Source organism: Sphingomonas sp. P3_C5, from assembly GCF_056402635.1.
Genome location: NZ_JBFUHA010000009.1, coordinates 109,895 through 134,414, shown reverse-complemented (window position 1 = coordinate 134,414; position 24,520 = coordinate 109,895). Strand labels below are relative to the sequence as shown.

The following is a 24,520-nucleotide window of genomic DNA, read 5'->3' as shown; positions in this document are numbered from 1 at the left end:
CCCTCTCCCTGGCCCTTTCGGCTATCGTGCAGCGTCGACCCGGCTTGTGGCAACTGATTTATCATATTTGTTTGTCGTATTGACGATAATGGGGTCCGTGACAGGCGTATTAGTTGTGTGATACACTTGAAGCGCGCTCGAATAGCCGTCATCTAGGCGGCAACAGCGTGGAGACAGTGATGGCGACCGAGACAGAGACCGCGACCACCGATCTGGTGCTGACCCCGCCAGAGCCCGTTCCTGCCCTAGCGCCCGAAAAGGCGGTCGGACTGGTGCCGGTGGACGATGCCAAGCGCACCCAGCTTCAGGAGCGCGTCGAGACCTTCATCGACGATCTGGTCGCGCAGGACGTGAACAGCCCCGAATTCGGCAAGCGAGTCGATGCGATCAGCGCGATGGGCCAGAAGGAAATCCGCGAGGCGGCCGGGCAATCGAACCGCTTCCTCGACCGGCCGGTCAAGGCGATGGATCAGGAAGGCAGCGTCGGCAGCGACCTCGCCGAGCTGCGCCGCACGATCGAGGACCTTGATCCCGGCAAGCGGGGCGACCTGCTCGCGCCGCAAAAGCTGTTCGGGATCATCCCGTTCGGCAACAAGCTGCGCAATTATTTCGACAGCTATAAAAGCTCGCAAACGCACATCGCCTCGATCCTGAAATCGCTTCAGGGCGGCAAGGACGAGCTGCTGATGGACAATGCGGCGATCGACGTCGAGCGGTCCAATCTCTGGAACGCGATGGGCCGGCTCGAGCAGATGATCGTTCTGTCCAAGACGATGGACGAGAGGCTCGAGGAAAAGGCCAACGAGCTCGACCACACTGATCCGGCCAAGGCCAAGGCGATCCGCGAGAGCGCCCTCTTCTATGTCCGCCAGCGCACCCAGGACCTGCTGACCCAGATGGCGGTGACGGTACAGGGCTATCTCGCGCTCGATCTCGTCAAGAAGAACAATGTCGAGCTGGTGAAGGGCGTCGACCGCGCTTCCACCACCACTGTCTCGGCACTGCGGACCGCGGTGACGGTGGCGCAGGCGCTGACCAGCCAGAAGCTGGTGCTCGAGCAGATCACCGCGCTCAACACAACGACCGCGAACATTATCGATTCGACCGGCAAGCTCCTGAAGAGCCAGACCGCGACGATCCATGAGCAGGCGGCGAGCGCAACCATCCCGATCGAGGTGCTGCAGCGCGCCTTCCAGAATATCTACGATACGATGGACACGATCGACGCCTTCAAGCTCAAGGCGCTCGATTCGATGAAGACCACGGTCAATCTTCTCGGCACCGAGGTCGAGAAGTCGAAGGGCTATATCGCCCGGGCCGAGGGCGCTGCGCAGAATGCGGGCGCGGGTGGCGAAACCTTCAAGCTGGAAGCCGTGTAACATGACCGACGTCGATCGCCAGATCGCGCGCAGCAACGAGTTCCTCGATCGGTCGCGCGACCGCGTCCTGACGCAGCGCAGACGCCGGCGTCAGGGCACTGGGCTTGCCAAGCGTGCCGGGCTGATTGTCGGCGCCGATCTCGCGATCGTGATCGCCGCGATCGTGGTCGGCTGGATCATGCCGCTCGGCATGGGCGGCGCATTGCTGGTCGCGGCGTTGCTGGTCGCGGTGACCTTGCTGCTTGCCTTCGTGTCGCTCGAAGCGCCGGTGACACCCGAAAAGCTCGTCGAGGTGCCGCTCAAGGCTCTCCCGCTCAGAACCGAGCAATGGCTCGAGACTCAGCGCCCCGCCCTCCCCGCGCCAATGCAGACCCTGCTCGACGGCATCGGCGTGCGGCTCGAAACGCTGGCGCCGCAGCTCGCGACGCTGAACGAACAGGAGCCCGCGGCGGCGGAGGTGCGCAAGCTGGTCGGCGAGCAATTGCCCGAGCTGCTCAAGGGCTATGCCCGGGTGCCGCAGCCGCTGCGCACCGTCGAACGCAACGGCAAGACGCCCGACGCACAGCTCGCGGAAGGGCTTCAGCTCATCGACCGAGAGATCAGTGAGATGTCAGCCCAGCTCGCCCAGGGTGATCTCGACAGCCTCGCAACGCGCGGCCGGTTCTTGGAGATCAAGTACCGGGATGACGACGCGATGGGGGGCTGAGCCCCTATTTGCCGGCCTCGATGGCCATCGTCCCCGGCGCCTCGTCCCGCATCGAGGCTGCGACTGTCTCCGCGGCCGCCATCACTCGCAGCACATTGCCCCCGGCGAGCTTCGCGACATCGGCATCGCTCCAGCCGCGACGCATCATCTCGGCGAGCAAAGCTGGATAGGTCGCCACATCCTGCAGCCCGGCCGGCAGCTGGTTGCTGAGGCCATCAAAGTCCGATCCGATGCCGACATGGTCCACGCCCGCGACCTTGGCGATATGGTCGATATGGTCGGCGACCTGAGTGAGCGTGGCCTGCGGCTTGGGGTTGTCGAGCTGCCATTGCTTCAGCGCCGCATCGGCCTTGTCCGGCTGGCCGATATAGAGCCCGCCAAAGGGCGGCGTGTTGAGCCGGGCCTTCTCCGCCGCGAACTCGGCCGACCAATGCCGCGTGGCATCGGATACATAGTCGGGCGCGAAGTTGACCATGACGACACCGCCATTCTCAGCGACCAGCTTCAGCACATCGTCCGACACGTCGCGCGGATGATCGACCAGCGCGCGCGCGCTGGAATGCGAGAAGATCACCGGCGCCTTCGACACGCGCAGCGCCCCGCGCATCGTCGCCTCGCTGACATGGCTGAGATCGACCAGCATGCCGATCCGGTTGAGCTCATGCACCACCGCCTCGCCCTGGGGCGTGAGACCGTTGTGCTTGGGGTTGTCGGTCGCTGAATCGGCCCAGTCGATGGTGAGCGCATGGGTCAGCGTCAGATATCCGGCGCCGAGATCGTGATAGGCACGCAGCACGGAGAGATTGTCGGCGATCTGCCCACCGCCCTCCACACCCATCATCGAAGCGATCCGGCCTGCCTTATGGATGCGCCGAACGTCAGCAGCGGTGCGGGCAAGCTCGAAGGTGGCGGGATAACGCGCGACAATGGCGCGGACGAGATCGATCTGCTCGAGCGTCTCCTTGATCTGCTCCAGCGGCGGCAGGCCCGGCGACACGAAGACCGACCAGAACTGCCCGCCGACCTTCCCTGCGCGGAGCCGCTCGATATCGGTATTATAGCGCTTGTCGCCGGTCGCGGGCAGTCGCGTGAGATCGATCATCCAGCGCTTGTCGCCCTCGCGCTCGCGCAGCGTCTCGGCCCAGTCGTTATGGCCGTCGATCAGCGGGGTTTTCTTGAGAACGCGGGCGACCCGGGCTGCATAGTCGGGCTCGGCGGCGGCAGGGGTCGAAGCAAGCGCGACGAGCGCGGCGGTGGCGAGGAGGAGAGTGCGCATGGGCGGAGCGTAGGGGGCGTGCTGGGAGTGGGCAAGCGCGCTCCCTTGTTCCTCCCCGGCACGGGCAGGGGGACCATTCGCCACTTCCGGCGAATGGTGGAGGGGCTTGGAGCGGGGAGACCGTGCCGCGCTCCAAGCCCCTCCACCACCCCGCTGAAGAAGCAGGGCGGTCCCCCTCCCCGAGCAAGCTCGGGGAGGAATTAAGTAGTAGCTACCCTGGCCCGGTCGGCCAGCCGTTCCACCGCCGCTGCGTGTATACCAGGAGCAGTCGCCAAAACGCCAAAAGCCTGTGCACTAGGCGTGTTGAAGTGAAGCGGCTTGCCGAACGCGTCGCTCACCGCAGCGCCTGCCTCGCTGGCGATCAGCACGGCGGCGGCGATATCCCATTCATACCCCCAGCGGAGCGTCGCGACGAGATCGGCCTCGCCCGCCGCAACCATCGCGATGCGGAGCGCAATCGAATTGGGCTTGGCGATTGCGACCAGATCCTGATCGACCTTGGGCAGCACGTCAGTCGGCACCCGCGCACCCGCAAATACAATACGGTCCCCGGCATGGACCGGCTCGCCATTGCGCGTCGCGCCCCGTCCGGCCTCAGCACGCCAGACCTCGTCCCGCGCTGGCGCATCGAGCACACCGATCAAAGGCTGGCCGTCCTCCACCAACGCGATCGAAACGGCCCAGCCCGGGCGGCCACGCACAAAGTCGCGCGTACCGTCGATCGGATCGACCACCCAGAGCCGCGACTGCGCCAGCCGATCGGCATTGTCGACCGTCTCCTCGGACAGCCAGCCGGCATCCGGCACCAAGGCAGACAGGCGACGGCGGATCAGGTCGTTGACGTCGAGATCGACCTCGCAGACCGGATTGCCCGGGCTCTTTTCCCATTGCTTGAAGTCGGTGCGCCACTTCGACAGGGCAAGCGCGCTGGCTTCGCGCGCGATCGCCGCAATGGCGTCCGCCAGAACCTCAGCCACTCGCCACCGTCATTCCGTCGACGCGCAGGGTCGGCGCATTGGTGCCATAGCGGAACTCGAGATCATTGGCCGGGGTGAGGTTCAGGAACATGTCCTTCAGATTCCCCGCAATGGTGAACTCGGCGACTGGCGTCGTGATCTCGCCGTCCTCGATCAGGAAGCCCGCGGCACCGCGGCTGTAATCGCCGGTCACGCCGTTGACGCCCATGCCGATCAGCTCAGTCACGAACACGCCGCGCTTGATATCGGCAATCAGCGTTGCCGGCGGCACGAGCCCTGCGGCGATATGGACGTTGCTGGTCGAGACGCCGGGGCTGCCGCTGGCGCCGCGCGAGGCATGGCCAGTCGGCTCAAGCCCGAGCTGGCGGGCCGAAGCGCTGTCGAGCAGCCAGGTTTCGAGCACGCCGTGCGACACGATCTCGACCGGCGACACCGGCAGGCCCTCGCCGTCGAAGGGCCGCGAGCGCAGGCCGTGCGGGCGGTGCGGATCGTCGCAGATGGTGACGCCGGCCGGAAATATCTGGGTGCCGAGCGCATCGAGCAGGAAGCTGGTCTTGCGCGAAATCGCCTGGCCCGAGATCGCCCCGATCAGATGCCCGATCAGGCTCGATCCCACGCGCGGATCGAACACCACCGGCATCGCGCCGCTGGCAATGCGACCCGGATCGAGCCGAGCGACAGTGCGCTCGCCTGCCCGCGCCCCGATCACCTCGGGCGCCTCGAGCCGGTTGCGGTGGCGCGCCGAATGATAGGCGTAATCGCGCACCATCGACCCGCCCGTTCCCGCAAGCACGCTCGCCGAGAGACCATAGCCTGATGCAGCGTACGCAGCCGCAAAACCATGGCTGGTGGCGAGCGCCCAGATCGACCGCGACGCGCTTGCACCGCCGCCTTCGCTGTTCGACACGCCAGGCACCGCGCGCGCCGCATCTTCGGCCGCCAGCGCGGCTTCCTTCAGCGATTCAGGCGATGCCTCGCCGCCATCGTCAAGGTCGAGATGAGGCGGCGCACCGCGCAGCAGGCGATCCTCAGGCGCAAGGCCGGCCCAGGCATCCTCGGGCGCCTCGCGCGCCATGGCGACCGCGCGCTCGGCGAGGATAGTGATCGCGTCACCCGACAGATCCGAGGTCGAGACGCTGGCCGAGCGGCGTCCGACAAAGACGCGCAGGCCAAGCTCGGCATTTTCGGAACGCCCGACATCCTCGAGCGCCCCGAGGCGGATCGAAACATCGAGCGACGTATCGTCGGCGAATACTGCGTCGGCTGCGTCAGCGCCGGCGGCCTTGGCGCGGGCAACGATATCCTGAGCGCGATCGCGCGCCTGTTCTACGGTAAGCATGGCGCGGACTTAGGGATGCACAGGCCCAACGTCAAAGTGCCGATGACACACCGACGACCAGACAGGCCGCAAACATCAGGAAGCCGGCGAACCGGTTCGAGCGGAATCGGGCGAGGGCATTGTCGCCGTCGTCCGGAACCAGCGTCGCGACCTGCCACACGAAATGGAGTGCGACCGGGAGCAGCGCAGCAAGCGCGATGACATCCGGACGGATCAGCCAGATCGCTCCCGCCCAGAAACCGAGCGCGCCGAGATAAAAAGCCGCTACCCCGGCTTTGACATGGCCGCCCAGCCGCCGCGCCGAGGACCGGATGCCGACCAGCGCGTCATCCTCCCGGTCCTGCAGCGCGTAGATCGTGTCATAGCCAATCACCCACAGGATCGCGCCGCCATAGAGCGCGATCATCGCCTCGATCATCGGCCACCAGCGCGCCTCGAACATCGCCGCATCGGCAGCGGCGAAACCGACCACCGCGCCCGAACCGAAGACAAGGCCGAGCCATGCCTGTGGCCACCAGGTGATCCGCTTCATGAAAGGATAGATCGCGACCAGCGGGATTGTCAGCAGCGCCAGCCCCTTGGCGTAGATGTTGATGTGCCCCCACACCGCGAAGCCGATCGCGACCAGCGCGAGCAGCCAGATCCACGCCGCGCGGAGCGACACCTGGCCGCTGGCGAGCGGCCGGTTGCGGGTGCGCTCCACGCTCGCATCGAGTTTGCGATCGGCAATGTCGTTGTAGACGCAGCCCGCCCCGCGCATCGCGATCGCGCCGATCAACAACCACAGCAGCAGCCACCAGCCGCCGTCCGGATTGCCCGACAGCGCGACGCCCCAGGCGCACGGCCAGTAGAGCAGCCACCAGCCGATCGGCCGATCGAACCGCGCGAGCAGCGCGAACGGACGGATCGTTGCCGGCAGCATCCCGACCAGTCCGCGATGCTGGCTGTCGGGCACGATTTCGGGCGTGGTCATGCCCCGTCTCTAGCCCGATAGCAGCCGGCGGCAACCGCGATCGTCGCGACAAGGCTAATGCTTGGCCGGTGCCGCTTCAGCAGCGTTGTCGGGCAGCTCGGTCTCATTCGACACTGCGCTCTCGTTCCTGAGATCGGCGGCATGCTTGTCCAGACCCAGAGGCGCGATCTGTTTGCCGGTGAGTTTATGGCTCCAGGGATTCATGCCCACGCAGTACCCCGAGAGATTACCGCATTGGCGGATCTCCCCGGTTTCGCCATCGACTACGACGATGATGTTCTGATCGTCAGCGGTCGTCGCCGCGAGCTCATCCTTCGGCTTGTCGGCACCCGCGATATGGGACCAGGTGGGATCAGCCGAATAGATGCCGATGCCGGTATAGCGCCCGTGATGTGGCTTGGTGTCGTCTTCAGTCCAGAACGAGGCCTTGTCACAACCCGAGAGGGCAAGACCCGCCACCAGGATGACGCCGAGATAAGATGCTTTCATGCTTTCCTCCACCCGTCCAGGCGTGAAAGCATATCATAGAAGTGGGAATTACAATCGCGCTTTCTTCGCCCTCAGCGCGAGCCGCCCGCGGTGCGCATGATCCACGCCGCGCCGGTGATCGAGAGCGCCACGAACAACATGGTCCATTCCAGCTGGCTGCCCGGCGTCGCGATGACCCGCGGCAGGTGCAGCAGAAGGACGAACAGCCCGCACACCGTCGCCAGCAGGGTTGCGGCGAGCCGGACACGAATGCCGGTGACGATCGCGATGCCGGCGGCGAGGTGCGCAGTGCCCGTCGCATAGGCCCAGAAGAGCGGCGCCGGAATCCACCCTGGGACCATCTGCGCGGTGAAATCCGCATAGACGAAATGGCTGAGCCCGAAGACGAGCGGGCAGAGCCCGAACAGGATCCGCACCCAGACCAGCACCGGGCCGGTTCTGAGGCGCCTGACATATTGGAGCTGCAGCCCGGCGCTGGCGAGCGCCGATATCTCCGCCACACCCAGCAGCGAGGCGACCGACGGCTTGGCGAAAACGACCGGCACATGGAGGGCGAGAACCCATAAGCCGTACCACAAGGCAAGCATGATCGCGCCGAGCGTCGCGGTGCGGCGAAGCATGGTCGCGACGCCGCCAAGCGCGAGGATGATGGCGCTGAGGATCGCAAGGGCGCCGTGCTGGGCAATGCAGGCCGGAACGGGCTGCCATTGAAGCGCGAAACTGGCGAAGACGAGGCCGATAATGCCGAGGCCGAGCGCGCCCGCGCCGTAAGGCGCGCCGTCCGGATCAATCCCGCCCGATGGCGCGGCAGGTTGCGCGGCGACAGATTGATCGTTCATCGAGACCATCCCCCATTCCGTCGGGCTTCCCACCCGCTTCGCGCTTGAGGCTAACAGGAATCGCGAGGGATGGAACATGCGACTGGAACCAGGATAGTGGCAAAAGGCGCATCGAAGGAACCGACAATGGAAATACGGCAGGATAATCCAGCGGCGCCACATGTGGCCGACCTGCTGGCGCATCATCTCCGGGAATTGCAGGACGTGATGGCCGAACACGCCTTCGCCCTCGACGCGACCGGCTTATCGGCGGCAAACGTCACATTCTGGACGGCTTGGCAGGGTGATGCGCTGGTCGGCTTTGGGGCTTTGAAGGAACTGGACGCCGCCCACGGTGAGGTGAAGTCGATGCGTGCCGCGCCGGCCGCACGCGGCACCGGGGTTGGGCGCGCCATGCTGGGCCACATCGTGATGGAAGCGCGGAAACGCGGCTATGCACGCCTCAGCCTGGAAACCGGAACGGCAACGCTGCACGCCCCGGCGATCGCGCTGTACCGTAGCGCGGGTTTCGTCTCTTGCGGGGCGTTCGCCGATTACCAGCCCAGCCCGCACAACCAGTTTCTAACCCTTGATCTGGCGATCTGAATCCTCGGCTTGCGAATTGCTCAGGCCGTTCGCCGCCAGTTTCGTCACCGCAGACTGCAATAATGCTGGTGCATATCGGCGATGAAAACGGAGCAGCAAACGGAAGAGCAGCGGCATGGTTTTGCGTCCCGTTTTTCGATCCGTCGCCGATGCGATGCCGGTGCCGAAAAAAAGTCGGGTGGCGGCACCATGGCCAACCTTCATCGGTTCCACCATCAGCCATGATCGTGTGCACCCTTGGTAGTCCAACACGAGCAGTTGATGACGTTTCCGCCCCTCCACGGTCCAGGCGGCAAAGCTGTCAATTGAACCGGCGGCCAGCAGGCCGGCTTGTCGATCGGTCGAGGGCTTGGCAACAAGCCATTTCAGGATGAACCGCTCGACCTTGAACAGGCGGCTCGTGTAGAACGCCGTCACGAACTGCTGCTGCGAAACGTCGCCGGCAACATCGGCCGTGAAGCAATCGGTGTAATCACCCTTGGCATGATAGGCGAAGAGCAGCGAATGCTCCGGTAGCGGGCGCAGGACGGGGCGGTTCATATGGACTTTGCTCACATCACGCCTGCCGCAGTCAATGCGCCTTTTCGCCGCATCTGATCTCGAGGTGCTCGATGAAGCAAGGGTCGGAAGCGACTCGATATTGCGCTTTAGTGCCGAGCGGGGACGTATAATGTCCGTGCGGAAAATAGAAGCTGACGACGCTGAATGACCGACGCTTCGGTTGTGCGAACTCAGTGCAATTGATCACTTCCGCGCCGGCATCGAGCTTCAAAGAAGGGGTCGAGCCATCGGGATTTGGCGGTGGCGGGAGCACGGACGGGCCCGGCATAAATCCACGCCGGTGGTCGGTGAAAATCGCTCCGCTGTTATCGAAGGTGAAAGTAGATAGTTGACCGGAGACGTCGCCCGCACCCAAGTCGATTGGCATGTCCAACGCGTGTGCGCTTACGTTCTTGATCACTCGGCAAACCCGGACCTTTTCGGCCTCCACGGACACGCGCTGATCCAGGTGAATGGGCGAAAGTCGCGAATTCGTCAGATCAATCCAGGAAGGCAGCCGCGGCGATCGGATCGTCGTTCTCGCGGAGAGAGCGTCCCCCACGACGCCGATCATGATGGCAATCGCCCCTAAAATTGCGATATCACGGAGACGAAAATAGGGTCTTGGCTGCATGGACCTCTTTTATCAGGATGCTTTCCCACGTTCCAGCAGCGAACAGTTAGCGATCAATTTGGCTAGCCAAGGTCCATACATGGGGGTCGACTGCCGCCCGGACCCTTTCCATCTATTTTCTATCAGGCAGTTGTGAAGCGATTCATTGCGCCACAGCTGCCCGCTTTCCGCACAGATAAACACGCCTGGAGCGGCTGACATTGATCGACCCGGCCGTTCCCCAGACGGGTACCAAAGCTGTGGTTTCGCCACCAGGAAGCCTGATGCCCGCCACCGCTGCCTTGCCGCCGCAATCGACCCGGCGGCTCTTCGTCGAAACCGCGCTCGCCCCAGGGCATACAGCTTAGTCCTTCCTAAGTCCGAGGCTCGAACGGAATCACGCCTGCGTTCCTCAGCATATTGCTCATGCCATCGGCATAGCGATGTGCGAACGCTTCTCGCTCCGCTTGTGGCCGGGCAAAATAATGCTCCACGAGTGTTCCGAAATCCTCGCCGCGCATCGCTGGGGCTTCTACTTTTTCGAGCCAGTCGAACCAATGTCCGATCTCATGCAGCAGGGTGCGAAAGAGTTGGGTGCTCCTCGCGGAGTTCGGTGAGACATGGATTCGATAGCGATTTCCGACACGCTCGACGACATGCCCGTCAACGCGCAAACGATCCAGTTCAACCTGGTCATCCAACGCTAGTCCGGCCGACCAATCGATAACCAAATCCGCCTCTATGGAATCGAGGAGTATCATGGGGCCGGTCGCCACAATTCGCTTCCGCGTGGTCGAGATTTCGCCGGCATAGCGCAGGCGTCCCCATACAGGGGCCAAGATAGCTTGCTTTCGCGTCGGCTGCCGAAAAACCACGGTTTTGATGCCAGCCCAGTCCGATACCGGAACCAGTTCGAGCACGGCGGCAACATCGTCCACCGTGCAGGGATGCCGGCAGCCGGTTCTCAGATTTTCGACGATGAATGTCATGTCGATTCCAGCAACGCGCCGTCGCACGACGCTATGTTCGCCGATCCGATCGAGCACCGAATGGCCCCCGGGATTGGGCACAACCATGCGGTTGTCCTGCCCGTGACCCTGTTTGACAGTGCCAATATCTCGATTGCGTCTCGTGGGATTGAAGCCGGCTCGCATTTCTGATGGGTGCCATCAAACCGTTGGGCTGCCAATGACACTATTGGTTGGAATTCGGCCTGTCTTCGGGCGGGTACCAAAGTCGCGATTTGCCCCCTAAGAAGCCTGATGCCCGCCACCCCTGCCTGGCCGCCGCAATCGACCCCGCGGCTGTTCGTTGAAACCGCGCTCAGCCAGGGCGTGCAGCTTCGCGTCGAGGGGCCGCAGGCGCATTATCTGATCGCGGTGATGCGGATGAAGCCCGGCGATCCGGTGAAGCTGTTCGACGGCGAGAGCGGCGAGTGGCTCGGCATCGCGATCGCGGTCAACAAGCGCGATCTGATGCTCGATGTGACTCAACTGCTGCGCGAGCGCGAGGCGGTGCCCGATCTCTGGTTGTGCGCCGCGCCGCTGAAAAAAGTGCGGATCGACTGGATGGCGGAAAAGGCCTGCGAATTGGGGGTTGCGCGGCTGGTGCCGGTGTTCACCCGGCGCGCGGTAGTCGACAAGCTCAATCTGGATCGGCTTCGTGCACACATGATTGAAGCAGCCGAGCAATGCGGGCGGACTGCGGTGCCTGAGCTGGCCGAAACAGTGAAGCTTCCCGCCCTGCTGCGCGACTGGCCGGCGGGAAGGACCCTGTTCTTTGCTGACGAAACCGGCGGTGAGCCCGCGCTGGAAGCAATGCGCTCACATCGGGGTGCTGCCGCGATCCTGATTGGTCCTGAGGGCGGCTTCGATTCAGAGGAGCGGGAGGCGATCCGCGCGGTGCCCGGCGCGGTGGGCATAAGCCTCGGCCCTCGTATCCTGCGCGCCGACACGGCTGCTGCGGCGGCGGTCAGCCTGTGGATGGCGGCCGCGGGCGACTGGTAATCGCAACGGCGCCCACTAGCGCCCCACCTTCGCCATCGCTACATGCGCGCCATGAGCACGAAGACCGTTTCCACAGAAAAGAAGGCGGTCATCGAGCACCGCGATCAGCTCGTCCAGAGCTTCGCCCGGGGCGAGAAACCCGCCGACCGCTGGCGGATCGGCACCGAGCACGAAAAGTTCGTCTATTCGCTCTCGGACCATCACGCGCCGAGCTATGATGAACCCGGCGGCATCCGCGACCTGCTGATGGCGCTGAAGGAGTTCGGCTGGCAGCCGATCGAGGAAGGCGGGAAGGTGATTGCGCTTTCCGGCGCCGACGGGGCGATCAGCCTCGAGCCAGCCGGGCAGTTCGAGCTTTCCGGCGCGCCGCTCGACAATCTCCACGAGACCTGCGCCGAAACCGGCCGGCACCTCGAACAGGTCAAGGCGATCGGCGACCGCTTCGGCATCGGATTCCTCGGGCTCGGCATGTGGCCCGACAAGACCCGCGCCGAGCTGCCGATCATGCCCAAGGGCCGCTATGCGATCATGCTGCGGCACATGCCGCGCGTCGGCTCCATGGGCCTCGACATGATGCTCCGCACCTGCACCATCCAGGTCAATCTCGACTACGAGAGCGAAGCCGACATGGTGAAGAAGTTCCGGGTTGGGCTCGCGCTCCAGCCGCTGGCGACCGCGCTGTTCGCCAACTCGCCGTTCACTGAGGGCAAGCCCAATGGCATGCTCTCCTATCGCAGCCATATCTGGTCGGATACCGATCCGGCGCGCACCGGCATGCTGCCCTTCGTGTTCGAGGACGGCTTCGGCTATGATCGCTACACTGAGTATGCGCTCGATGTGCCGATGTACTTCGTCTACCGCGAGGGCCGCTATATCGATGCGGCAGGCCTCAGCTTCCGCGACTTCCTCGAAGGCCGGCTGTCGGTGCTGCCCGGCGAGAAGCCGACGCTCGATGACTGGAACGACCATCTCTCGACCGCCTTCCCCGAGGTGCGTCTGAAGACTTTCCTCGAAATGCGCGGCGCTGACGGCGGGCCTTGGGGCCGTATCTGCGCGCTGCCGGCCTTTTGGGTCGGGCTGCTTTACGATGGCACCGCGCTCGACGCGGCCTGGGATCTGGTCAAGCACTGGACCATCGAGGAGCGCCAGGCGTTGCGCGATGCGGTGCCGAAACTCGCGCTGGACGCGCCGATCCCGGGCGGCGGCAAGCTGCGCGATATTGCGGGCCAGGTGCTCGATATCGCCAATGCCGGGCTTACCGCGCGAAACCGCGTCGATGCGTCGGGCAGCAACGAGACTGGCTTCCTCGATCCGCTCCGCGAGATCGTGCGGTCGGGCAAGGTGCCGGCTGAGTTGCTGCTGGACAAATATCACGTCGCCTGGGGCGGCGATGTCAGCAAGGTGTATGACGAGATGCGCTTCTAAACTCCTCTCCCATCGGGGAGAGGAAGCCGGCGCAGCCGGCCAGGGGAGGGCTAGGTCGGAACGGGTCATGGGACTCACAACGAGCCGTTCCGACCTAGCCCTCCCCTAGCCCCTCCCCGAAGCGGGAGGGGATTTTCCCATCGCCCAGGCAATGGACCTCGGCACAGCCCCATTGCGCTCCATCCAGGCCGAATAGTCCCGATAGGCCGGATCAAGCCCAAGATGCCGCTCCTCGGTCCGCGCCCGCCAGTAATACACCCCGCTCACCGCACACATCAGCAAGGTGGCCCGCGCCGCATCGACCACGCTGCCCGTTGTCAGAACCGGAATGGTCGAGATCCACCAGAACAGGTTCTTCGAAAGATAAGCCGGGTGTCGCGAGAACCGATACGGCCCGTGCGTCAGGATGCCGCGGTGCGTGAGGTTCGAGAAGCGGAAGCCGAACGCAATCGTCGCCCAGGCATAGATCGCGGTCAGCCCGACCAGCACCGCGCCGACCAGCGTCAGCAGCAGCGGATGCCCCTGGAACCAGTGAGTCCAGTCAGCCGTGCCGATATGATAATCGAGCGGGCCGCCCTCGCTCATCAGGATGAAGGGCGGGTAGCAGATCAGCGCCGCCATCCACGCCGCTGCGAACGGGTTCGCCGTGCGGATATGCGAATCGAGCGGGCGCAGCGCCACGATGTAACCGGCCGTCGCAAAGGCGACGTCGATCATGAACATGAAGGTGATCAGCCAATTGGCCAGCGCCACCGGATCGTGCAGCACCTGGCTGACGTCGCCGCGGATGACATCGCCGAAGCCGCCCGGCACGATCGCCACCATGAAGGCCGTGAAGAACGCCTTCACCGCCCAGCTGCGCAAATGGTTGAAGATCGCCTCGCTGTCGACCGGCTCCTTCAGCCCCATCAGCCAGGCGCCAAGCGACCAGCAGCCGTCCTTCGGCTCCACCGCATGGCGATCGATCCACAGGATATAGGGGATCGAAGCGACGAACAGGATCGGCGCGGCAGCCATGAAACACCACATCGAGAAGGAGAAATTGCCCTCCCAGTAGAAGCGCCCGGTGCCGTAGATCAGCGCAATCCCAGCCCAGGTGAGCCACAGGCCGGCAAGCTTGGTCAGGCTGATGTCGAGCGTCTCGCGCCATGGCTTGCGGTTCGACCAGTCCATGCCGGTCGAGGGGTTGCGATGGACCTTGTCGACGAAAACCGACCACAGCACCATCGGCAGAGCGCACGCCGCGACATTGACCAGAGCCGCAAAGGGCCCGTCCATCCCGAACCAGCGCGCAACGCCGATCCAGCTGAGCATGCCGGCGAGCCCGACCATGCCGACGCCGGTGCTGACCGCGGATTGGGGCCGCGGATCGGCCTTGGCCGCGCCGGCGAGAGCGGTGTCGTGATACATTGCGGGCGACATAGCCCCGCAATGGTAAGCAAGCCGTGAAGGATACCCCCGCGCGCTCCTTTACCCCCGCCCGTACAGCGGCATAGCCGTCGCCATGATCGTCATGAACGGGATGTTCGCGTCGAGCGGCAGGCTTGCCATATGGACGACCGACCGGGCGACATGGGCGACGTCCATGCGCGGCTCCGGGCTGGTGCTGCCATTGGCCTGAAGGACGCCGGTCGCCATCGGTCCGCTCATCTCGGTCACTGCATTGCCGATATCGATCTGCCMGGCCGCGACGTTGCAGGCGCGCCCATCGAGGATCAGCGACTTGGTGAGGCCGGTAATGGCGTGCTTGCTGGCGGTGTAAGGCGCCGACATCGGCCGCGGCAACGTGGCCGAGACCGAGCCGTTGTTGATGATCCGCCCGCCCTGCGGCGTCTGCCGCCGCATCATGCCGAGCGCGGCCCGGGCGCAGAGCATGCTGCCGGTCAGGTTGACGTCGATGATCTCCCAGATCGTCTCGACCGGCAGTTCGTCGAGCGGGACTGCCGGCGCACTGGCCCCGGCATTGTTGAACAACAGGTCGAGCCGCCCGAAGGTCTTCGCGACCTGCGCGAACAAGGCGTCGACCGCGGCGGGATTGGTCACGTCAGTCGCCACCGGCAGCATCCGTGCGCCGCCTGCGAGCCGCGCGGTCTCCTCGATCGCGGCGGCGTTGCGCCCCGCCAGCGCGACGGACCAGCCCGCTTCCCTGAGCGCAAGCGCCACTGCGCGACCTATGCCGCTGCCGGCGCCAGTGACGATCGCGATACGCGCCATTGCGAATCCCCTAAGTACCCAGAATCCTTGGAGTTGCTCGTTGCACATCCGGAGCGCTTGCGCCATCGCCACCTTGTCGGTAATTCGGCGCCAGCGCGGGTATAGCACAATGGTAGTGCAGCAGCCTTCCAAGCTGAATACGCGGGTTCGATTCCCGCTACCCGCTCCAATCTCCTGAGGAATCGCACGCGATGGCCGCCAGCACGCTCGACGCGAGGGCAGCGATCATATCGGTCGGGCGCTGGCTCGATTCGAAGGGCTGGGCGCCGGCGACCGCGGGCAATTATTCGATGCGGCTCAACGACGGCAGCTTCGCGGTTACGGTCTCTGGACGTCACAAGGGCCGACTCACTGAGCACGACGTGATGCGCGTTGATGCGGCGGGGCATGCACTCGACGGCAAGAAGCCCTCCGCCGAGACCGCGCTCCACCTCGCACTTTATCGCGATTTCCCCGAGGTGGGTGCGGTGCTCCACAGCCATTCCCCCGCCGCTGTCGGGCTGACCCGCGCTTTTCCCGACGCTGACAGCTACACGCTGGCCGACCATGAGATGCTGAAGGCCCTGCCCGGCATCGTCACCCATGAGACAGAGGTCACGCTGCCGATCGTCGACAACAGCCAGGACATGACCGTGATCGACGCCGCCGTCGCGCCGCGCCTGCTGGCGCCGGGTGCGCCGCCCGCCTATCTTATCCGCGGCCACGGCCTCTATGGCTGGGGCCGCGACATGGCCGAGGCCGAGCGGGTGATCGAGGCGGTCGAATGGATGATCGCCACCGAGCTCGCCGAGCTCACATTCCGGCAAGGAGGCAGGCGATGAGCCGATTGCAGGTTTTCGACGAGGCGGACGGCACCGCACCGCTGCTCGACACAGGCGATGGCGACGCGATTGCCGCTGAGCTCGCCACCATCGGCGTCCGCTTCGAGCGCTGGCCGACCCGCGAGCTGCCTGAGCCCTCAGCGATCCTCCAGGTCTATGCATCCGAGATCGAGGCGTTGAAGGCGGAAGCCGGATATCAGTCAGTCGATGTCGTCGCGCTCGCGCCCGATCATCCCGACCGCGAGGCGCTGCGGGGCAAGTTCCTCTCCGAGCATACGCACGGCGAAGACGAGGTCCGCTTCTTCGTCGATGGCGAGGGGCTGTTCACGCTCCATCACGAAGGACGCGTCTTCAACATGCTCTGCACCAAAGGCGATCTGATCTCGGTGCCCGCCGGCATGCGCCACTGGTTCGATATGGGCCCCGCGCCGCGCTTCACCGCGATCCGGCTGTTCGCGAACCCGGATGGCTGGGTCGCGCGCTTCACCGGCGACGATATCGCCGCGCGCTTCCCGCGCCACGAGCCAGCACTCGCCTGAATGCCCCGCGCGATCCTGACTGACATCGAGGGCACGACCTCGAGCATCGCCTTTGTTGCCGAGACCCTGTTTCCCTATGCGCGGGCACGGTTGCCCGCTTTCGTGGCGGCCCATCCGGACGAGACGGCGCCGATCCTCGCCGAGGTCGCGGCCATGGAGCCGGGTGACCCGGTCGCAACGCTGACGCGCTGGATCGACGAGGATCGCAAAGCGACGCCGCTCAAGACGCTGCAGGGGATGATCTGGGCTGACGGATATCGCGAGCGCGCCTTTACCGGGCATATCTATCCGGATGCTGCGGCGGCACTGCGACGCTGGCATGAGGCGGGGATGGCGCTCTACGTCTTTTCATCAGGCTCGGTGGCCGCGCAGAAACTGCTATTCGGGCATAGCGACGCCGGCGATCTGACCCCGCTCTTCTCGGGATATTTCGATACGACCACCGGGCCGAAGCGCGAGGCCGCATCCTATCGTGCCATCGCCGATGCGATCGGCCTGGCGGGTGACGAGATCCTGTTCCTGTCGGACACGCCCGAGGAGATCGTCGCCGCGCGGGAGGCCCGCCTCTCGGCGCTGTTGATCGATCGTGACGGCGCGGCCGGCGATATCGCCACCTTCGAGGATGTGGACGCATGAAGCTCGACGGTACCCACCAGCGCTCGATCAAACGCACCGCTGACGGCCGCGGCGCCTGTATCCTCGATCAGCGCGAACTGCCGTGGAAGATCGTCTGGGTCGAGCTCCGCAGCATGGCCGAGGCCGAGCAGGCGATCCGCGAGATGTGGACGCGCGGCGCGCCGCTGATCGGGGCGACGGCGGCATACGGCCTGGCGATGGCGCTGGCCGAGGACGGATCGGACGCCGCGCTCGACGCAGCTTATGCGACTTTGCTCGCATCGCGGCCGACGGCGGTCAATCTCCGCTGGGCGCTCGACAAGATCGTCGATGCGGTGCGGCCGTTGCCGCCAGCCGAGCGCGCCGCCGCCGCCTTTGCCCGGGCCGACGCGATCTGCGACGAGGATGTCGAGCTCAACCGCGCGATCGGCGAGCATGGCCTCGAGCTGTTCCGCGTGCTCCATGCGAAACACCCGGACCGCCCGCTCAACATCCTGACGCATTGCAACGCCGGCTGGCTGGCCACCGTCGATTACGGCACCGCCACCGCGCCGATCTATCTCGCCCATGATGCCGGCATCCCGGTCCATGTCTGGGTCGACGAGACCCGGCCGCGCAACCAGGGTGCGTTGCTCACCGCTTTCGAACTGACTGGCCACGGCGTGCCGCACACCGTCATTGCCGACAATGCCGGCGGCCATCTGATGATGCAGGGGCAGGTCGATGCTGTGATCGTCGGCACTGACCGCGTCACCGCGAACGGCGATGTCTGCAACAAGATCGGCACCTATCTGAAGGCGCTCGCGGCGAAGGACAATGACGTGCCTTTCTACGTCGCCCTGCCCTACACGACCTTCGATGCCGGCACCGCGACCGGGGCTGACGTGCCGATCGAAGAACGCAGCGCGGACGAGGTCACCCATGTCGCCGGCGAAGGCGGGAGCATCCGCGTGACGGCATCGGGCGCCGCCAACCCCGCCTTCGACGTGACGCCCGCCCGGCTGGTGACGGGCTATCTGACTGAGCGGGGTTTGTTGGAAAAGGTGTGATACTCCGAGCCTCCGACCTATACCTGTCGTATCCACCGAGCCGGGCAAACGCCGTTGAAGCCTGTGGCGGCACATCGGCCAAAGTCGCATAGGTTTAAGACTCCACCAGCGAGGCCCTGAGTGTTTGACGTTGCGTTCATACAGGAAGAGGGCAGCGGCCGGCTGATGCACGAAAGCGTGCTGGTACGAGATCATTGTATCCAAAAGGGGATCGATACCGAGCTCTACACCCCGAAGCGTATTCAACGGCGCCAGCTTCCTTTGACTAGCCGATCTCTCGTTTTTGGTAATATCGATTGCATGCACGGCGCGATGCGTCAGCTGAAGATTCCCATTCCCGACGCGAGATATTATCCAGCCTCGTTAAGGAAGTACCTGCATCGCAATGTCTGGCAAGAGACATTGGGAAATGTCCGAACGCGCCTCCACGACGCGGGCACACCCGTCTTTGCAAAGCCGGCATCCCGGGCAAAAATCTTCACGGGTCGCGTCTTTTCGAACCACGCCGATTTCTATCACACAGGCGGGACAAGCCGGCACGAGCCGGTATGGTGCTCCGACGTTGTCGCCTGGCGATCGGAATATCGCGTGTATGTCATCGGAACCGACTTGGTCTCAGTCGACCATTATGACGGCGATGAGGATGTGACGCTTGATCTGGATGTCGTCGCCATGGCTATCAAAGATTATGCTCAATCGGGCGAAGCACCCGTCGCTTATGGCATCGACTTTGGCATTCTGGCGTCGGGAGAAACGGCGTTGGTGGAAGCAAATGACGGCTATTCTCTGGGCGCTTACCAGATTGGAAGTAACGCATACGGGCGACTGATCTTCGCGAGGTGGCTACAATTGCTCGAGACATCCCGCGAATAGGGATCACGCAACATCGTTGGCCGTTTTGAATGAAGGCGCTCGCAGCGAAGACAATGACGTGCCCTTCCATGTCGCCCTGCCCTACACGACCTTGGACGCCGGAACCGCGACCGGGGCTGACGTGCCAATCGAGGAACGCTGCGCCGATGAGGTTACGCATGTCGCGGGCGAGGGTGGGAGCATCCGCGTGCACGCTAGATCCGGCCCGAATTATGTCATGCCCTTCGGCCCTTTTGGCGCGAAGTGGCATTATGTCACTCGTAGTATTATCATTATATATCAATATATTGATTAAATCTCCAACATCGCGCTCGTGTTGGAGAGTGTGACATAATTCGTCAGGCCTGGTCCAACAAACCCCGCTCAGTGAGGTAGCTCGTCACCAGCCGAGCAGGCGTCACATCGAAGGCGGGGTTGGCGGCCCCCCGATGCCGTCAAGGTCGCCTGATCATCCGCTCCAGCGCCGCATCCAGCGTCGTATCCTGCTTGGCAAAGCACAGCCTGACCACACTGGTGACTGGGTCCTGCGCATAGAAAGCCGAGACCGGCACCGAGACCACCCCCGCCTCCTCGATCAGCCATTCGCAAAAAGCGACGTCGTCCATATTCACGCCCGATCGCGGCAGATCGATCGACAGGAAATAGGTCGCCGCACTCGGCAGCACCGCATAGCCGAGCCGGGTCAGCCCCGCCGCCAGCCGATCGCGCGAACGCTGATAGCCAGCCCGCATCTCCGCGAAATAGGCGGCGTCCTTGCCAAGGCCATAAGCCGCGCCAGCCTGAAGGTTGGGCGGCGTGGTGAAAGTCAGGAACTGGTGCGCCTTGGCCAGCACCTGGGCGATCGGCGGCGCGGCGCACATCCAACCGACCTTCCAGCCGGTCAGCGAGAAGATCTTGCCGGCCGATCCGATCTTCACCGTCCGCTCGCGCATGCCGGGAAAACCGATCAACGGCCGGTGGATCGCCCCGTCGAACACGACATGCTCCCAAACCTCGTCGCAGATCGCGATCGCATCATGGCTCGTGCAGAAATCGGCGAGCAGCTGGAGTTCCGCGACGCTGGTCATCGTACCGGTCGGGTTGAGCGGGCTATTGAGGATGACGAGCCTGGTCCGCGGACCGGCCACGCCGGCCAGCGCCTCAGCGGTGATACGCCACTCAGGCGGCTCGAGCCGCACCAGCCGCGCCACCCCGCCCGCACGCTCGACCAGCGGCAGATAGGCATCATACATCGGCTGGAACATCACCACTTCATCGCCCGGCGAGACGAGCGCGAAGATCGCGGCGGCAATCGCTTCGGTAGCGCCTGAGGTGACGATCACCTCCTCGAACGCGAGATCGAGCCCCTGATGCACCCGGTAATGGTCGGCGACCGCCTGACGCAGCGCCGCGGTGCCAGGCATCGGCGGATATTGGTTTGAATCCTCCATCAACGCGCGGGCAGCCTCGGCCAGCACATCCTCTGGCCCCCTTCCATCAGGAAAGCCCTGCCCCAGATTGATCGCGCCGGTCGCCCGTGCACGAGCCGACATGGCTTCGAAGATGGTGGTGCCGAGCGATGTATAGACCGGGTTCATGGCCCGACCATGCCGCAGCCCGCCGCGCTTCGCCAGCATTTGCGAAGCGTTGGCACACCGCCAGGTGGTTGCTTCGGAACACCAGATTGGCCAGAAGGCAGGCGGCGCTGCAGCAACGCCATCGCTCAGCGGCTGTATCTCGGGGGTGAGCGCTTGTTTTCCTATATTGTTTCGGGACTTGGCGTTTCCAGCGAGATCGCGCTTCCAGGACTGATTCCCGACGAATCGGACAGCTCGGACCCCGATATCACGATCCGCAGCGGCGACGTGCCGCTGGCCCTCGAAGGCGCCACGGCGAGCGGGCCGACCTGGCAACTCGGGGGTGAGCATTTCCTTCTCACTATTCCGGGCATCCTCCGGATGCTGCTGACCGGAGGCCGCGAGATACTGTTCGAAACCGAAAGCGGTGTCTCGAGGGAAGAGGCAGCGGTTTTCGTCAGCGGCACCGGCTTCGGCATCCTCCTCCATCAGCGCGGGCGGATCGTGCTCCATGCGAGCGCCGTGCGGGTCAAAGACAGCGCCGTCCTGTTCTGCGGCCCCTCGGGCGCGGGCAAGTCGACCTTGGCGGCCGCGTTGGTCGACGCCGGCTATGATCTCGTCACCGACGATTTCTGCGGCCTTTCCATTCACGCCGATGGCAGCCCCTGGGTCGAACCCGACGGGCGCCAGTTGAAGCTGTGGCAGAATTCCATCGACCGGCTGGCGCTCGCAGAACGTCGCGCCGCGCCGGTGCGATCGACGATCCAGAAATATTATGTCGAGCCACGCGCCGCCACCGCCTCGGCTTTGCCGCTCGCGGCGATCTATGTGCTGCGCGAGGTGCGGCCGCCGTTCGCGCCGGGCATCGCGCGGCCCAATATCGTCGATGCCGGGCTGATGGTCCGGAACAACGCCTATCGCCCGGCAATGGTGCGGCGGATGGCGCAGATGGACCTGTATTTCCAGGCCGCTGCCACGATCGCGCAGCGCGCCGGCATTTTCACACTGACTCGCGAAATCAATTTCGCCCGATTGCCCACGGTAATCGGCTGGCTCGAGGCGCATTGGCGCGAGCTCGGCCTGCTGGAGCGGGCGGCTTGAGGCGGACCTTCTGGCTCGCCTCCTATCCGAAATCGGGCAACACCTGGTTCCGGATGCTGGTAGCGAATCTGCGGCAGGACAAGCCGGTCGATATCAACAACTTGCCGGAGCATAGCGGCATCGCCAGCGCGCGGAGTTGGTTCGACAATATCATGCTGTTTCCGTCCGGGCTCCTGACGCACGAAGAGAGCGATCGCCTGCGTCCTCGCGTCTATGAGGAGATCGCGCGCGACATTGGGCAGGGCGATCTCGACGGGCCCGAAGCCCGGATCGGCGATGTCCGGTTCGTCAAGACGCATGATGCGTGGACCTATACGAGCAATGGCGAGCCGCTGCTTGGAGGGCTCAAGGGGGCCGACGGCGCGATCCTCATCGTTCGCGATCCGCGGGATGTGGCGCCGAGCCTGGCCAATCACAACAACCAGTCGATCGACCAGTCGATCGCGTTCATGGCCGATGCAAAGGCGGCATTTTGCGGCCACCGCGATCGGCAGCCGAATCAGCTTCGCCAGCAATTGCCGCGGTGGAACGGCTACAACGCCAGCTGGCTCGACCAGGCCGATATTCCGATTCATCTCGTCCGCTACGAGGATATGCAAACCGACGCGGCTGGCGTTTTCCGGCGCGCCATTGCCTTTGCCGGGATCGAGATCAGCGCTGACGAAGCCGAGCAGGCGGTGCGCTTTGCCGATTTCGGCGAGCTCAAGAAGCAGGAGACTGAACGCGGATTTCGCGAGGCGCCGCAGGCTGCCGTGGCCGGCGGCTTCTTCCGGCGCGGCGTTTCGGGCGCGTGGCATGATGAGCTCACTACTGAGCAGGCGGCCAAAATCGAGGCGGATCACGCTGACATGATGGCGCGTTTGGGCTATCCGCTCTCCGATAGGCACGACGAAAGGATCGCAAGTTGATCGAGCGGAAGGGAGATTGGCTCAGCGCGCGGGTGGGCGACGAGATCATGATGATGAGCCCGGAGCACGGCAAATATATCGGCGTCAACGAAGTCGGGGCGCGGATCTGGGAGCTGATCGAGACACCCAGGGAGGCCGCGACCGTCTATGCCGAGTTGCAGCGCGAATTCGATGTGTCGCCCGAGGATTGCGAAGCCGAGGTCAACAGCTTCCTGGCGGAAATGGAGAAGCATGGCGCAGTCTCAGTCCGTCGCGCATAAGGTCCGCACCGCACTCGTGATGGGGCCACGGCGGCAGTTGCTCGTCATCGAGGCGAGCGCGAGCATGGCGATCGCGCGGATTTCGTTGGCGATCTATCCGTTCCGCAAGCTTGCAAAGCGTTTCGGCGCGTTCGTTCCGCCAAACGATCCGCGGGTACTCGCCAGCGCGGCGAATGCGGCCGAGGGACACGCACGCACGGCCCGGGAAATTGGCTGGGCGGTGCGTACGGCTGCACCCTGGATGCCGTTCAGGTCAGTGTGCCTGCAACAGGCAATGGCCGCCCACGCCATGCTGAAGCGGCGTGGTGTTGGCAGTGTAATGCATTTCGGCGCGGGCAAGGGCAATGACAAGCCGATCGACGCCCATGCCTGGCTCGACGCAGCCGGGGTCAAGGTAACCGGCTATCCGGTTGCGCCGAACCTTTCCGAACTGGGGTGCTTCGTCTGAATCCGCGATGAGCGGCGGCTGTCACGTCCGCAGTTCGAAAGGCACCGATCGTACTTCGGCGATCTTGATTGTCGCCTATTGATCAGGCATTTCCAGCGTCAAAGGGGCGGCGAGGCCGCCGGCACCAACCGGGGACATATATGATCGACGCAATGACCGCCTGCCAGGAATTCGATCCTCATGTCGGAACCGATTTCACCATCATCGGCTCCGATCCAGCAATCGTCCTGAAGCTCATCGAAGCGAAGCAGCTCAAGTCCACCGGGGTAACCGATGGCCTCCGTACGCCCTTTTCCCTGCTGTTCCAGTCGACCGACGAACGCGTGCTGCAGCAGCAGATATTTGGTCTGGAGCATCCGGAGATGGGTGCGAACGAAATATTCCTGGTCCCGGTCGCGCAAAATCCGACCGGCATTCAATACGAAGCGACCTTCAACTGACCGACGATTCGGCGACGCGCTCCATTTCGAGATAGACCTCCGTATCGCAAATTTCGGTGAAGCCCAAACGGCGGTAGAGCCGCAGCGCGGGATTATAGCGTTCGACGAAGATGCCGACCCCTTTGCCCCTGGCCGACGCACCCTCGATCAACGCCTTCAGAATAAGGCTTCCCACGCCCTTGCCGCACCATTCGGGCATCAGCGCGATATCGACGATATGGACCTGGGTGACGCGCTCTTCCAGATATAGCCGCCCGATCGGGGCCCCATCATGCTCGATCACGTCGAAGACGCAACCGTTCAGAACCGTACGGTAATGATGGCGCTGCGCACCGAATTGCTGCGCGAGAAAGGCCTGTTTCTGCTCGGCGCTCCAGTTGGTGATCGGCGCGAGTTCGGCCTCGCGCGTCGACGCGTACAGCGCCATCAGGAACGGCGTGTCTTCGTCAGCCTCAGGGCGAAGCCGATAGCCTTGGGAAAGCAACGCCGCCGGCAATTCGAATACCGGCGGCGTCTCGGATATGGTCACGGAAATCTCGCCGATCGCGC

29 protein-coding genes, 1 tRNA gene and 1 pseudogene are annotated in these 24,520 nt (G+C 64.2%); 17 read left to right on the top strand and 14 right to left on the bottom strand.

Annotated elements, in window-relative coordinates; all coding sequences use genetic code 11:
- Positions 1-179: 179 nt before the first annotated feature.
- Both AC1DVS_RS20635 and AC1DVS_RS20630 read left to right on the top strand, forming a co-directional pair.
- Positions 180-1,379 (top strand): toxic anion resistance protein, encoded by a 1,200-nt coding sequence (locus AC1DVS_RS20635; RefSeq protein WP_478025938.1) that lies wholly within the window; start codon positions 180-182, stop codon positions 1,377-1,379.
- A 1-nt stretch (position 1,380) separates the two neighbouring features.
- On the top strand, positions 1,381-2,085 hold the full coding sequence (locus AC1DVS_RS20630) for a hypothetical protein (RefSeq protein ID WP_478025936.1): 705 nt from the start codon (positions 1,381-1,383) through the stop codon (positions 2,083-2,085).
- Between the two features lie 4 nt (positions 2,086-2,089).
- Here AC1DVS_RS20630 and AC1DVS_RS20625 read toward each other — a convergent pair whose 3' ends face one another.
- From AC1DVS_RS20625 to AC1DVS_RS20600, 6 genes are all read right to left on the bottom strand, one after another.
- Positions 2,090-3,361 (bottom strand): dipeptidase, encoded by a 1,272-nt coding sequence (locus AC1DVS_RS20625; protein WP_478025935.1) that lies wholly within the window; start codon positions 3,359-3,361, stop codon positions 2,090-2,092.
- Positions 3,362-3,561: 200 nt separating this feature from the next.
- Positions 3,562-4,338 (bottom strand): 3'(2'),5'-bisphosphate nucleotidase CysQ, encoded by a 777-nt coding sequence (locus tag AC1DVS_RS20620; RefSeq protein WP_478025933.1) that lies wholly within the window; start codon positions 4,336-4,338, stop codon positions 3,562-3,564.
- Positions 4,331-5,677 (bottom strand): TldD/PmbA family protein, encoded by a 1,347-nt coding sequence (locus AC1DVS_RS20615; RefSeq protein ID WP_478025932.1) that lies wholly within the window; start codon positions 5,675-5,677, stop codon positions 4,331-4,333. The genes AC1DVS_RS20620 and AC1DVS_RS20615 overlap by 8 nt, the downstream gene beginning before the upstream one ends.
- Before the next feature lie 31 nt (positions 5,678-5,708).
- On the bottom strand, positions 5,709-6,650 hold the full coding sequence (ubiA, locus tag AC1DVS_RS20610; protein WP_478025930.1) for a 4-hydroxybenzoate octaprenyltransferase: 942 nt from the start codon (positions 6,648-6,650) through the stop codon (positions 5,709-5,711).
- 54 nt (positions 6,651-6,704) lie between these two features.
- A complete protein-coding gene (locus AC1DVS_RS20605; RefSeq protein ID WP_478025928.1) occupies positions 6,705-7,139 on the bottom strand; it encodes a hypothetical protein in 435 nt (144 codons plus the stop codon).
- Positions 7,140-7,210: 71 nt separating this feature from the next.
- Complete coding sequence (locus AC1DVS_RS20600; RefSeq protein ID WP_478025926.1) at positions 7,211-7,978, bottom strand: DoxX family membrane protein; 768 nt, start codon at positions 7,976-7,978, stop codon at positions 7,211-7,213.
- Positions 7,979-8,104: 126 nt separating this feature from the next.
- Between AC1DVS_RS20600 and AC1DVS_RS20595 the strand changes: the two genes are divergently transcribed.
- Positions 8,105-8,563, top strand: coding sequence for a GNAT family N-acetyltransferase (locus AC1DVS_RS20595; protein ID WP_478025925.1), 459 nt, complete (start codon positions 8,105-8,107; stop codon positions 8,561-8,563).
- Here AC1DVS_RS20595 and AC1DVS_RS20590 read toward each other — a convergent pair.
- From AC1DVS_RS20590 to AC1DVS_RS20580, 3 genes are all read right to left on the bottom strand, one after another.
- Positions 8,540-9,103: a hypothetical protein gene (locus AC1DVS_RS20590; RefSeq protein WP_478025923.1), complete on the bottom strand. Its 564-nt coding sequence runs from the start codon at positions 9,101-9,103 to the stop codon at positions 8,540-8,542. The genes AC1DVS_RS20595 and AC1DVS_RS20590 overlap by 24 nt on opposite strands.
- 31 nt (positions 9,104-9,134) lie before the next feature.
- On the bottom strand, positions 9,135-9,737 hold the full coding sequence (locus AC1DVS_RS20585; RefSeq protein WP_478025921.1) for a hypothetical protein: 603 nt from the start codon (positions 9,735-9,737) through the stop codon (positions 9,135-9,137).
- Between the two features lie 353 nt (positions 9,738-10,090).
- On the bottom strand, positions 10,091-10,792 hold the full coding sequence (locus AC1DVS_RS20580) for a hypothetical protein (RefSeq protein ID WP_478025919.1): 702 nt from the start codon (positions 10,790-10,792) through the stop codon (positions 10,091-10,093).
- 186 nt (positions 10,793-10,978) lie between these two features.
- Between AC1DVS_RS20580 and AC1DVS_RS20575 the strand changes: the two genes are divergently transcribed.
- On the top strand, positions 10,979-11,722 hold the full coding sequence (locus tag AC1DVS_RS20575) for a 16S rRNA (uracil(1498)-N(3))-methyltransferase (protein ID WP_478025917.1): 744 nt from the start codon (positions 10,979-10,981) through the stop codon (positions 11,720-11,722).
- 51 nt (positions 11,723-11,773) lie between these two features.
- Positions 11,774-13,147: a glutamate--cysteine ligase gene (locus AC1DVS_RS20570; protein WP_478025916.1), complete on the top strand. Its 1,374-nt coding sequence runs from the start codon at positions 11,774-11,776 to the stop codon at positions 13,145-13,147.
- Between the two features lie 105 nt (positions 13,148-13,252).
- Here the strand turns inward: AC1DVS_RS20570 and AC1DVS_RS20565 are convergent, their stop codons facing one another.
- Entirely contained in the window at positions 13,253-14,557 is a 1,305-nt protein-coding gene (locus tag AC1DVS_RS20565) for a methyltransferase family protein (RefSeq protein ID WP_478025914.1), read from the bottom strand.
- Between the two features lie 60 nt (positions 14,558-14,617).
- Positions 14,618-15,361, bottom strand: a complete 744-nt coding sequence (locus AC1DVS_RS20560) for an SDR family oxidoreductase (RefSeq protein ID WP_478025913.1) — start codon at positions 15,359-15,361, stop codon at positions 14,618-14,620.
- A gap of 95 nt (positions 15,362-15,456) precedes the next feature.
- Between AC1DVS_RS20560 and AC1DVS_RS20555 the strand changes: the two genes are divergently transcribed.
- From AC1DVS_RS20555 to AC1DVS_RS20525, 7 genes are all read left to right on the top strand, one after another.
- Positions 15,457-15,530, top strand: a tRNA-Gly gene (locus AC1DVS_RS20555).
- Positions 15,531-15,552: 22 nt separating this feature from the next.
- The gene (locus AC1DVS_RS20550) at positions 15,553-16,182 is read left to right on the top strand and encodes a methylthioribulose 1-phosphate dehydratase (protein WP_478025911.1); all 630 of its coding nucleotides are present in this window, start codon (positions 15,553-15,555) and stop codon (positions 16,180-16,182) included.
- Positions 16,179-16,721: a 1,2-dihydroxy-3-keto-5-methylthiopentene dioxygenase gene (locus tag AC1DVS_RS20545; protein WP_478025909.1), complete on the top strand. Its 543-nt coding sequence runs from the start codon at positions 16,179-16,181 to the stop codon at positions 16,719-16,721. Before AC1DVS_RS20550 ends, AC1DVS_RS20545 begins: the two co-directional genes overlap by 4 nt.
- On the top strand, positions 16,722-17,357 hold the full coding sequence (mtnC, locus tag AC1DVS_RS20540; protein ID WP_478025908.1) for an acireductone synthase: 636 nt from the start codon (positions 16,722-16,724) through the stop codon (positions 17,355-17,357).
- A complete protein-coding gene (gene mtnA, locus AC1DVS_RS20535) occupies positions 17,354-18,385 on the top strand; it encodes an S-methyl-5-thioribose-1-phosphate isomerase (RefSeq protein ID WP_478025906.1) in 1,032 nt (343 codons plus the stop codon). Before mtnC ends, mtnA begins: the two co-directional genes overlap by 4 nt.
- A gap of 120 nt (positions 18,386-18,505) precedes the next feature.
- Positions 18,506-19,258 carry an ATP-grasp domain-containing protein gene (locus AC1DVS_RS20530; protein WP_478025904.1) on the top strand — a complete coding sequence of 251 codons (753 nt, stop codon included), beginning with the start codon at positions 18,506-18,508 and terminating at the stop codon, positions 19,256-19,258.
- A gap of 16 nt (positions 19,259-19,274) precedes the next feature.
- On the top strand, positions 19,275-19,553 hold the full coding sequence (locus tag AC1DVS_RS20525; RefSeq protein WP_478025902.1) for a hypothetical protein: 279 nt from the start codon (positions 19,275-19,277) through the stop codon (positions 19,551-19,553).
- A 43-nt stretch (positions 19,554-19,596) separates the two neighbouring features.
- Here the strand turns inward: AC1DVS_RS20525 and AC1DVS_RS20520 are convergent.
- Together AC1DVS_RS20520 and AC1DVS_RS20515 are read right to left on the bottom strand one after the other, a co-directional pair.
- Positions 19,597-19,671, bottom strand: a pseudogene (locus AC1DVS_RS20520) (hypothetical protein); the annotation flags it as partial.
- Between the two features lie 21 nt (positions 19,672-19,692).
- Positions 19,693-20,835 carry an aminotransferase gene (locus tag AC1DVS_RS20515; protein WP_478025900.1) on the bottom strand — a complete coding sequence of 381 codons (1,143 nt, stop codon included), beginning with the start codon at positions 20,833-20,835 and terminating at the stop codon, positions 19,693-19,695.
- A gap of 153 nt (positions 20,836-20,988) precedes the next feature.
- On the opposite strand from AC1DVS_RS20515, the gene AC1DVS_RS20510 reads away from it, so the two are divergent.
- The 5 genes from AC1DVS_RS20510 (at position 20,989) to AC1DVS_RS20490 (ending at position 23,971) form a co-directional block, all read left to right on the top strand.
- The gene (locus AC1DVS_RS20510; protein WP_478025898.1) at positions 20,989-21,915 is read left to right on the top strand and encodes an HPr kinase/phosphorylase; all 927 of its coding nucleotides are present in this window, start codon (positions 20,989-20,991) and stop codon (positions 21,913-21,915) included.
- The gene (locus AC1DVS_RS20505) at positions 21,912-22,823 is read left to right on the top strand and encodes a sulfotransferase domain-containing protein (RefSeq protein WP_478025896.1); all 912 of its coding nucleotides are present in this window, start codon (positions 21,912-21,914) and stop codon (positions 22,821-22,823) included. The genes AC1DVS_RS20510 and AC1DVS_RS20505 overlap by 4 nt, the downstream gene beginning before the upstream one ends.
- A complete protein-coding gene (locus AC1DVS_RS20500; RefSeq protein ID WP_478025894.1) occupies positions 22,820-23,083 on the top strand; it encodes a PqqD family protein in 264 nt (87 codons plus the stop codon). Before AC1DVS_RS20505 ends, AC1DVS_RS20500 begins: the two co-directional genes overlap by 4 nt.
- On the top strand, positions 23,055-23,531 hold the full coding sequence (locus AC1DVS_RS20495) for a lasso peptide biosynthesis B2 protein (protein WP_478025892.1): 477 nt from the start codon (positions 23,055-23,057) through the stop codon (positions 23,529-23,531). The genes AC1DVS_RS20500 and AC1DVS_RS20495 overlap by 29 nt, the downstream gene beginning before the upstream one ends.
- 140 nt (positions 23,532-23,671) lie before the next feature.
- Complete coding sequence (locus tag AC1DVS_RS20490) at positions 23,672-23,971, top strand: DUF6916 family protein (RefSeq protein WP_478025890.1); 300 nt, start codon at positions 23,672-23,674, stop codon at positions 23,969-23,971.
- Here AC1DVS_RS20490 and AC1DVS_RS20485 read toward each other — a convergent pair.
- A complete protein-coding gene (locus tag AC1DVS_RS20485) occupies positions 23,964-24,500 on the bottom strand; it encodes an N-acetyltransferase family protein (protein ID WP_478025888.1) in 537 nt (178 codons plus the stop codon). The two genes, AC1DVS_RS20490 and AC1DVS_RS20485, sit on opposite strands and share 8 nt — an antisense overlap.
- Positions 24,501-24,520 lie beyond the last annotated feature (20 nt).

What these genes read in the sequence shown, in the direction of transcription:
- AC1DVS_RS20515 (WP_478025900.1), bottom strand. Translation starts at nt 20,835, where the DNA reads ATGAACCCGGTCTATACATCGCTCGGCACCACCATCTTCGAAGCCATG.
- AC1DVS_RS20590 (WP_478025923.1), bottom strand. Translation starts at nt 9,103, where the DNA reads ATGAACCGCCCCGTCCTGCGCCCGCTACCGGAGCATTCGCTGCTCTTC.
- AC1DVS_RS20600 (WP_478025926.1), bottom strand. Translation starts at nt 7,978, where the DNA reads ATGAACGATCAATCTGTCGCCGCGCAACCTGCCGCGCCATCGGGCGGG.
- AC1DVS_RS20550 (WP_478025911.1), top strand. Translation starts at nt 15,553, where the DNA reads ATGGCCGCCAGCACGCTCGACGCGAGGGCAGCGATCATATCGGTCGGG.
- mtnC (WP_478025908.1), top strand. Translation starts at nt 16,722, where the DNA reads ATGCCCCGCGCGATCCTGACTGACATCGAGGGCACGACCTCGAGCATC.
- AC1DVS_RS20580 (WP_478025919.1), bottom strand. Translation starts at nt 10,792, where the DNA reads ATGGTTGTGCCCAATCCCGGGGGCCATTCGGTGCTCGATCGGATCGGC.
- AC1DVS_RS20615 (WP_478025932.1), bottom strand. Translation starts at nt 5,677, where the DNA reads ATGCTTACCGTAGAACAGGCGCGCGATCGCGCTCAGGATATCGTTGCC.
- AC1DVS_RS20545 (WP_478025909.1), top strand. Translation starts at nt 16,179, where the DNA reads ATGAGCCGATTGCAGGTTTTCGACGAGGCGGACGGCACCGCACCGCTG.
- mtnA (WP_478025906.1), top strand. Translation starts at nt 17,354, where the DNA reads ATGAAGCTCGACGGTACCCACCAGCGCTCGATCAAACGCACCGCTGAC.
- AC1DVS_RS20570 (WP_478025916.1), top strand. Translation starts at nt 11,774, where the DNA reads ATGAGCACGAAGACCGTTTCCACAGAAAAGAAGGCGGTCATCGAGCAC.
- ubiA (WP_478025930.1), bottom strand. Translation starts at nt 6,650, where the DNA reads ATGACCACGCCCGAAATCGTGCCCGACAGCCAGCATCGCGGACTGGTC.
- AC1DVS_RS20585 (WP_478025921.1), bottom strand. Translation starts at nt 9,737, where the DNA reads ATGCAGCCAAGACCCTATTTTCGTCTCCGTGATATCGCAATTTTAGGG.
- AC1DVS_RS20635 (WP_478025938.1), top strand. Translation starts at nt 180, where the DNA reads ATGGCGACCGAGACAGAGACCGCGACCACCGATCTGGTGCTGACCCCG.
- AC1DVS_RS20575 (WP_478025917.1), top strand. Translation starts at nt 10,979, where the DNA reads ATGCCCGCCACCCCTGCCTGGCCGCCGCAATCGACCCCGCGGCTGTTC.
- AC1DVS_RS20495 (WP_478025892.1), top strand. Translation starts at nt 23,055, where the DNA reads ATGGCGCAGTCTCAGTCCGTCGCGCATAAGGTCCGCACCGCACTCGTG.
- AC1DVS_RS20490 (WP_478025890.1), top strand. Translation starts at nt 23,672, where the DNA reads ATGATCGACGCAATGACCGCCTGCCAGGAATTCGATCCTCATGTCGGA.
- AC1DVS_RS20605 (WP_478025928.1), bottom strand. Translation starts at nt 7,139, where the DNA reads ATGAAAGCATCTTATCTCGGCGTCATCCTGGTGGCGGGTCTTGCCCTC.
- AC1DVS_RS20630 (WP_478025936.1), top strand. Translation starts at nt 1,381, where the DNA reads ATGACCGACGTCGATCGCCAGATCGCGCGCAGCAACGAGTTCCTCGAT.
- AC1DVS_RS20565 (WP_478025914.1), bottom strand. Translation starts at nt 14,557, where the DNA reads ATGTATCACGACACCGCTCTCGCCGGCGCGGCCAAGGCCGATCCGCGG.
- AC1DVS_RS20625 (WP_478025935.1), bottom strand. Translation starts at nt 3,361, where the DNA reads ATGCGCACTCTCCTCCTCGCCACCGCCGCGCTCGTCGCGCTTGCTTCG.
- AC1DVS_RS20595 (WP_478025925.1), top strand. Translation starts at nt 8,105, where the DNA reads ATGGAAATACGGCAGGATAATCCAGCGGCGCCACATGTGGCCGACCTG.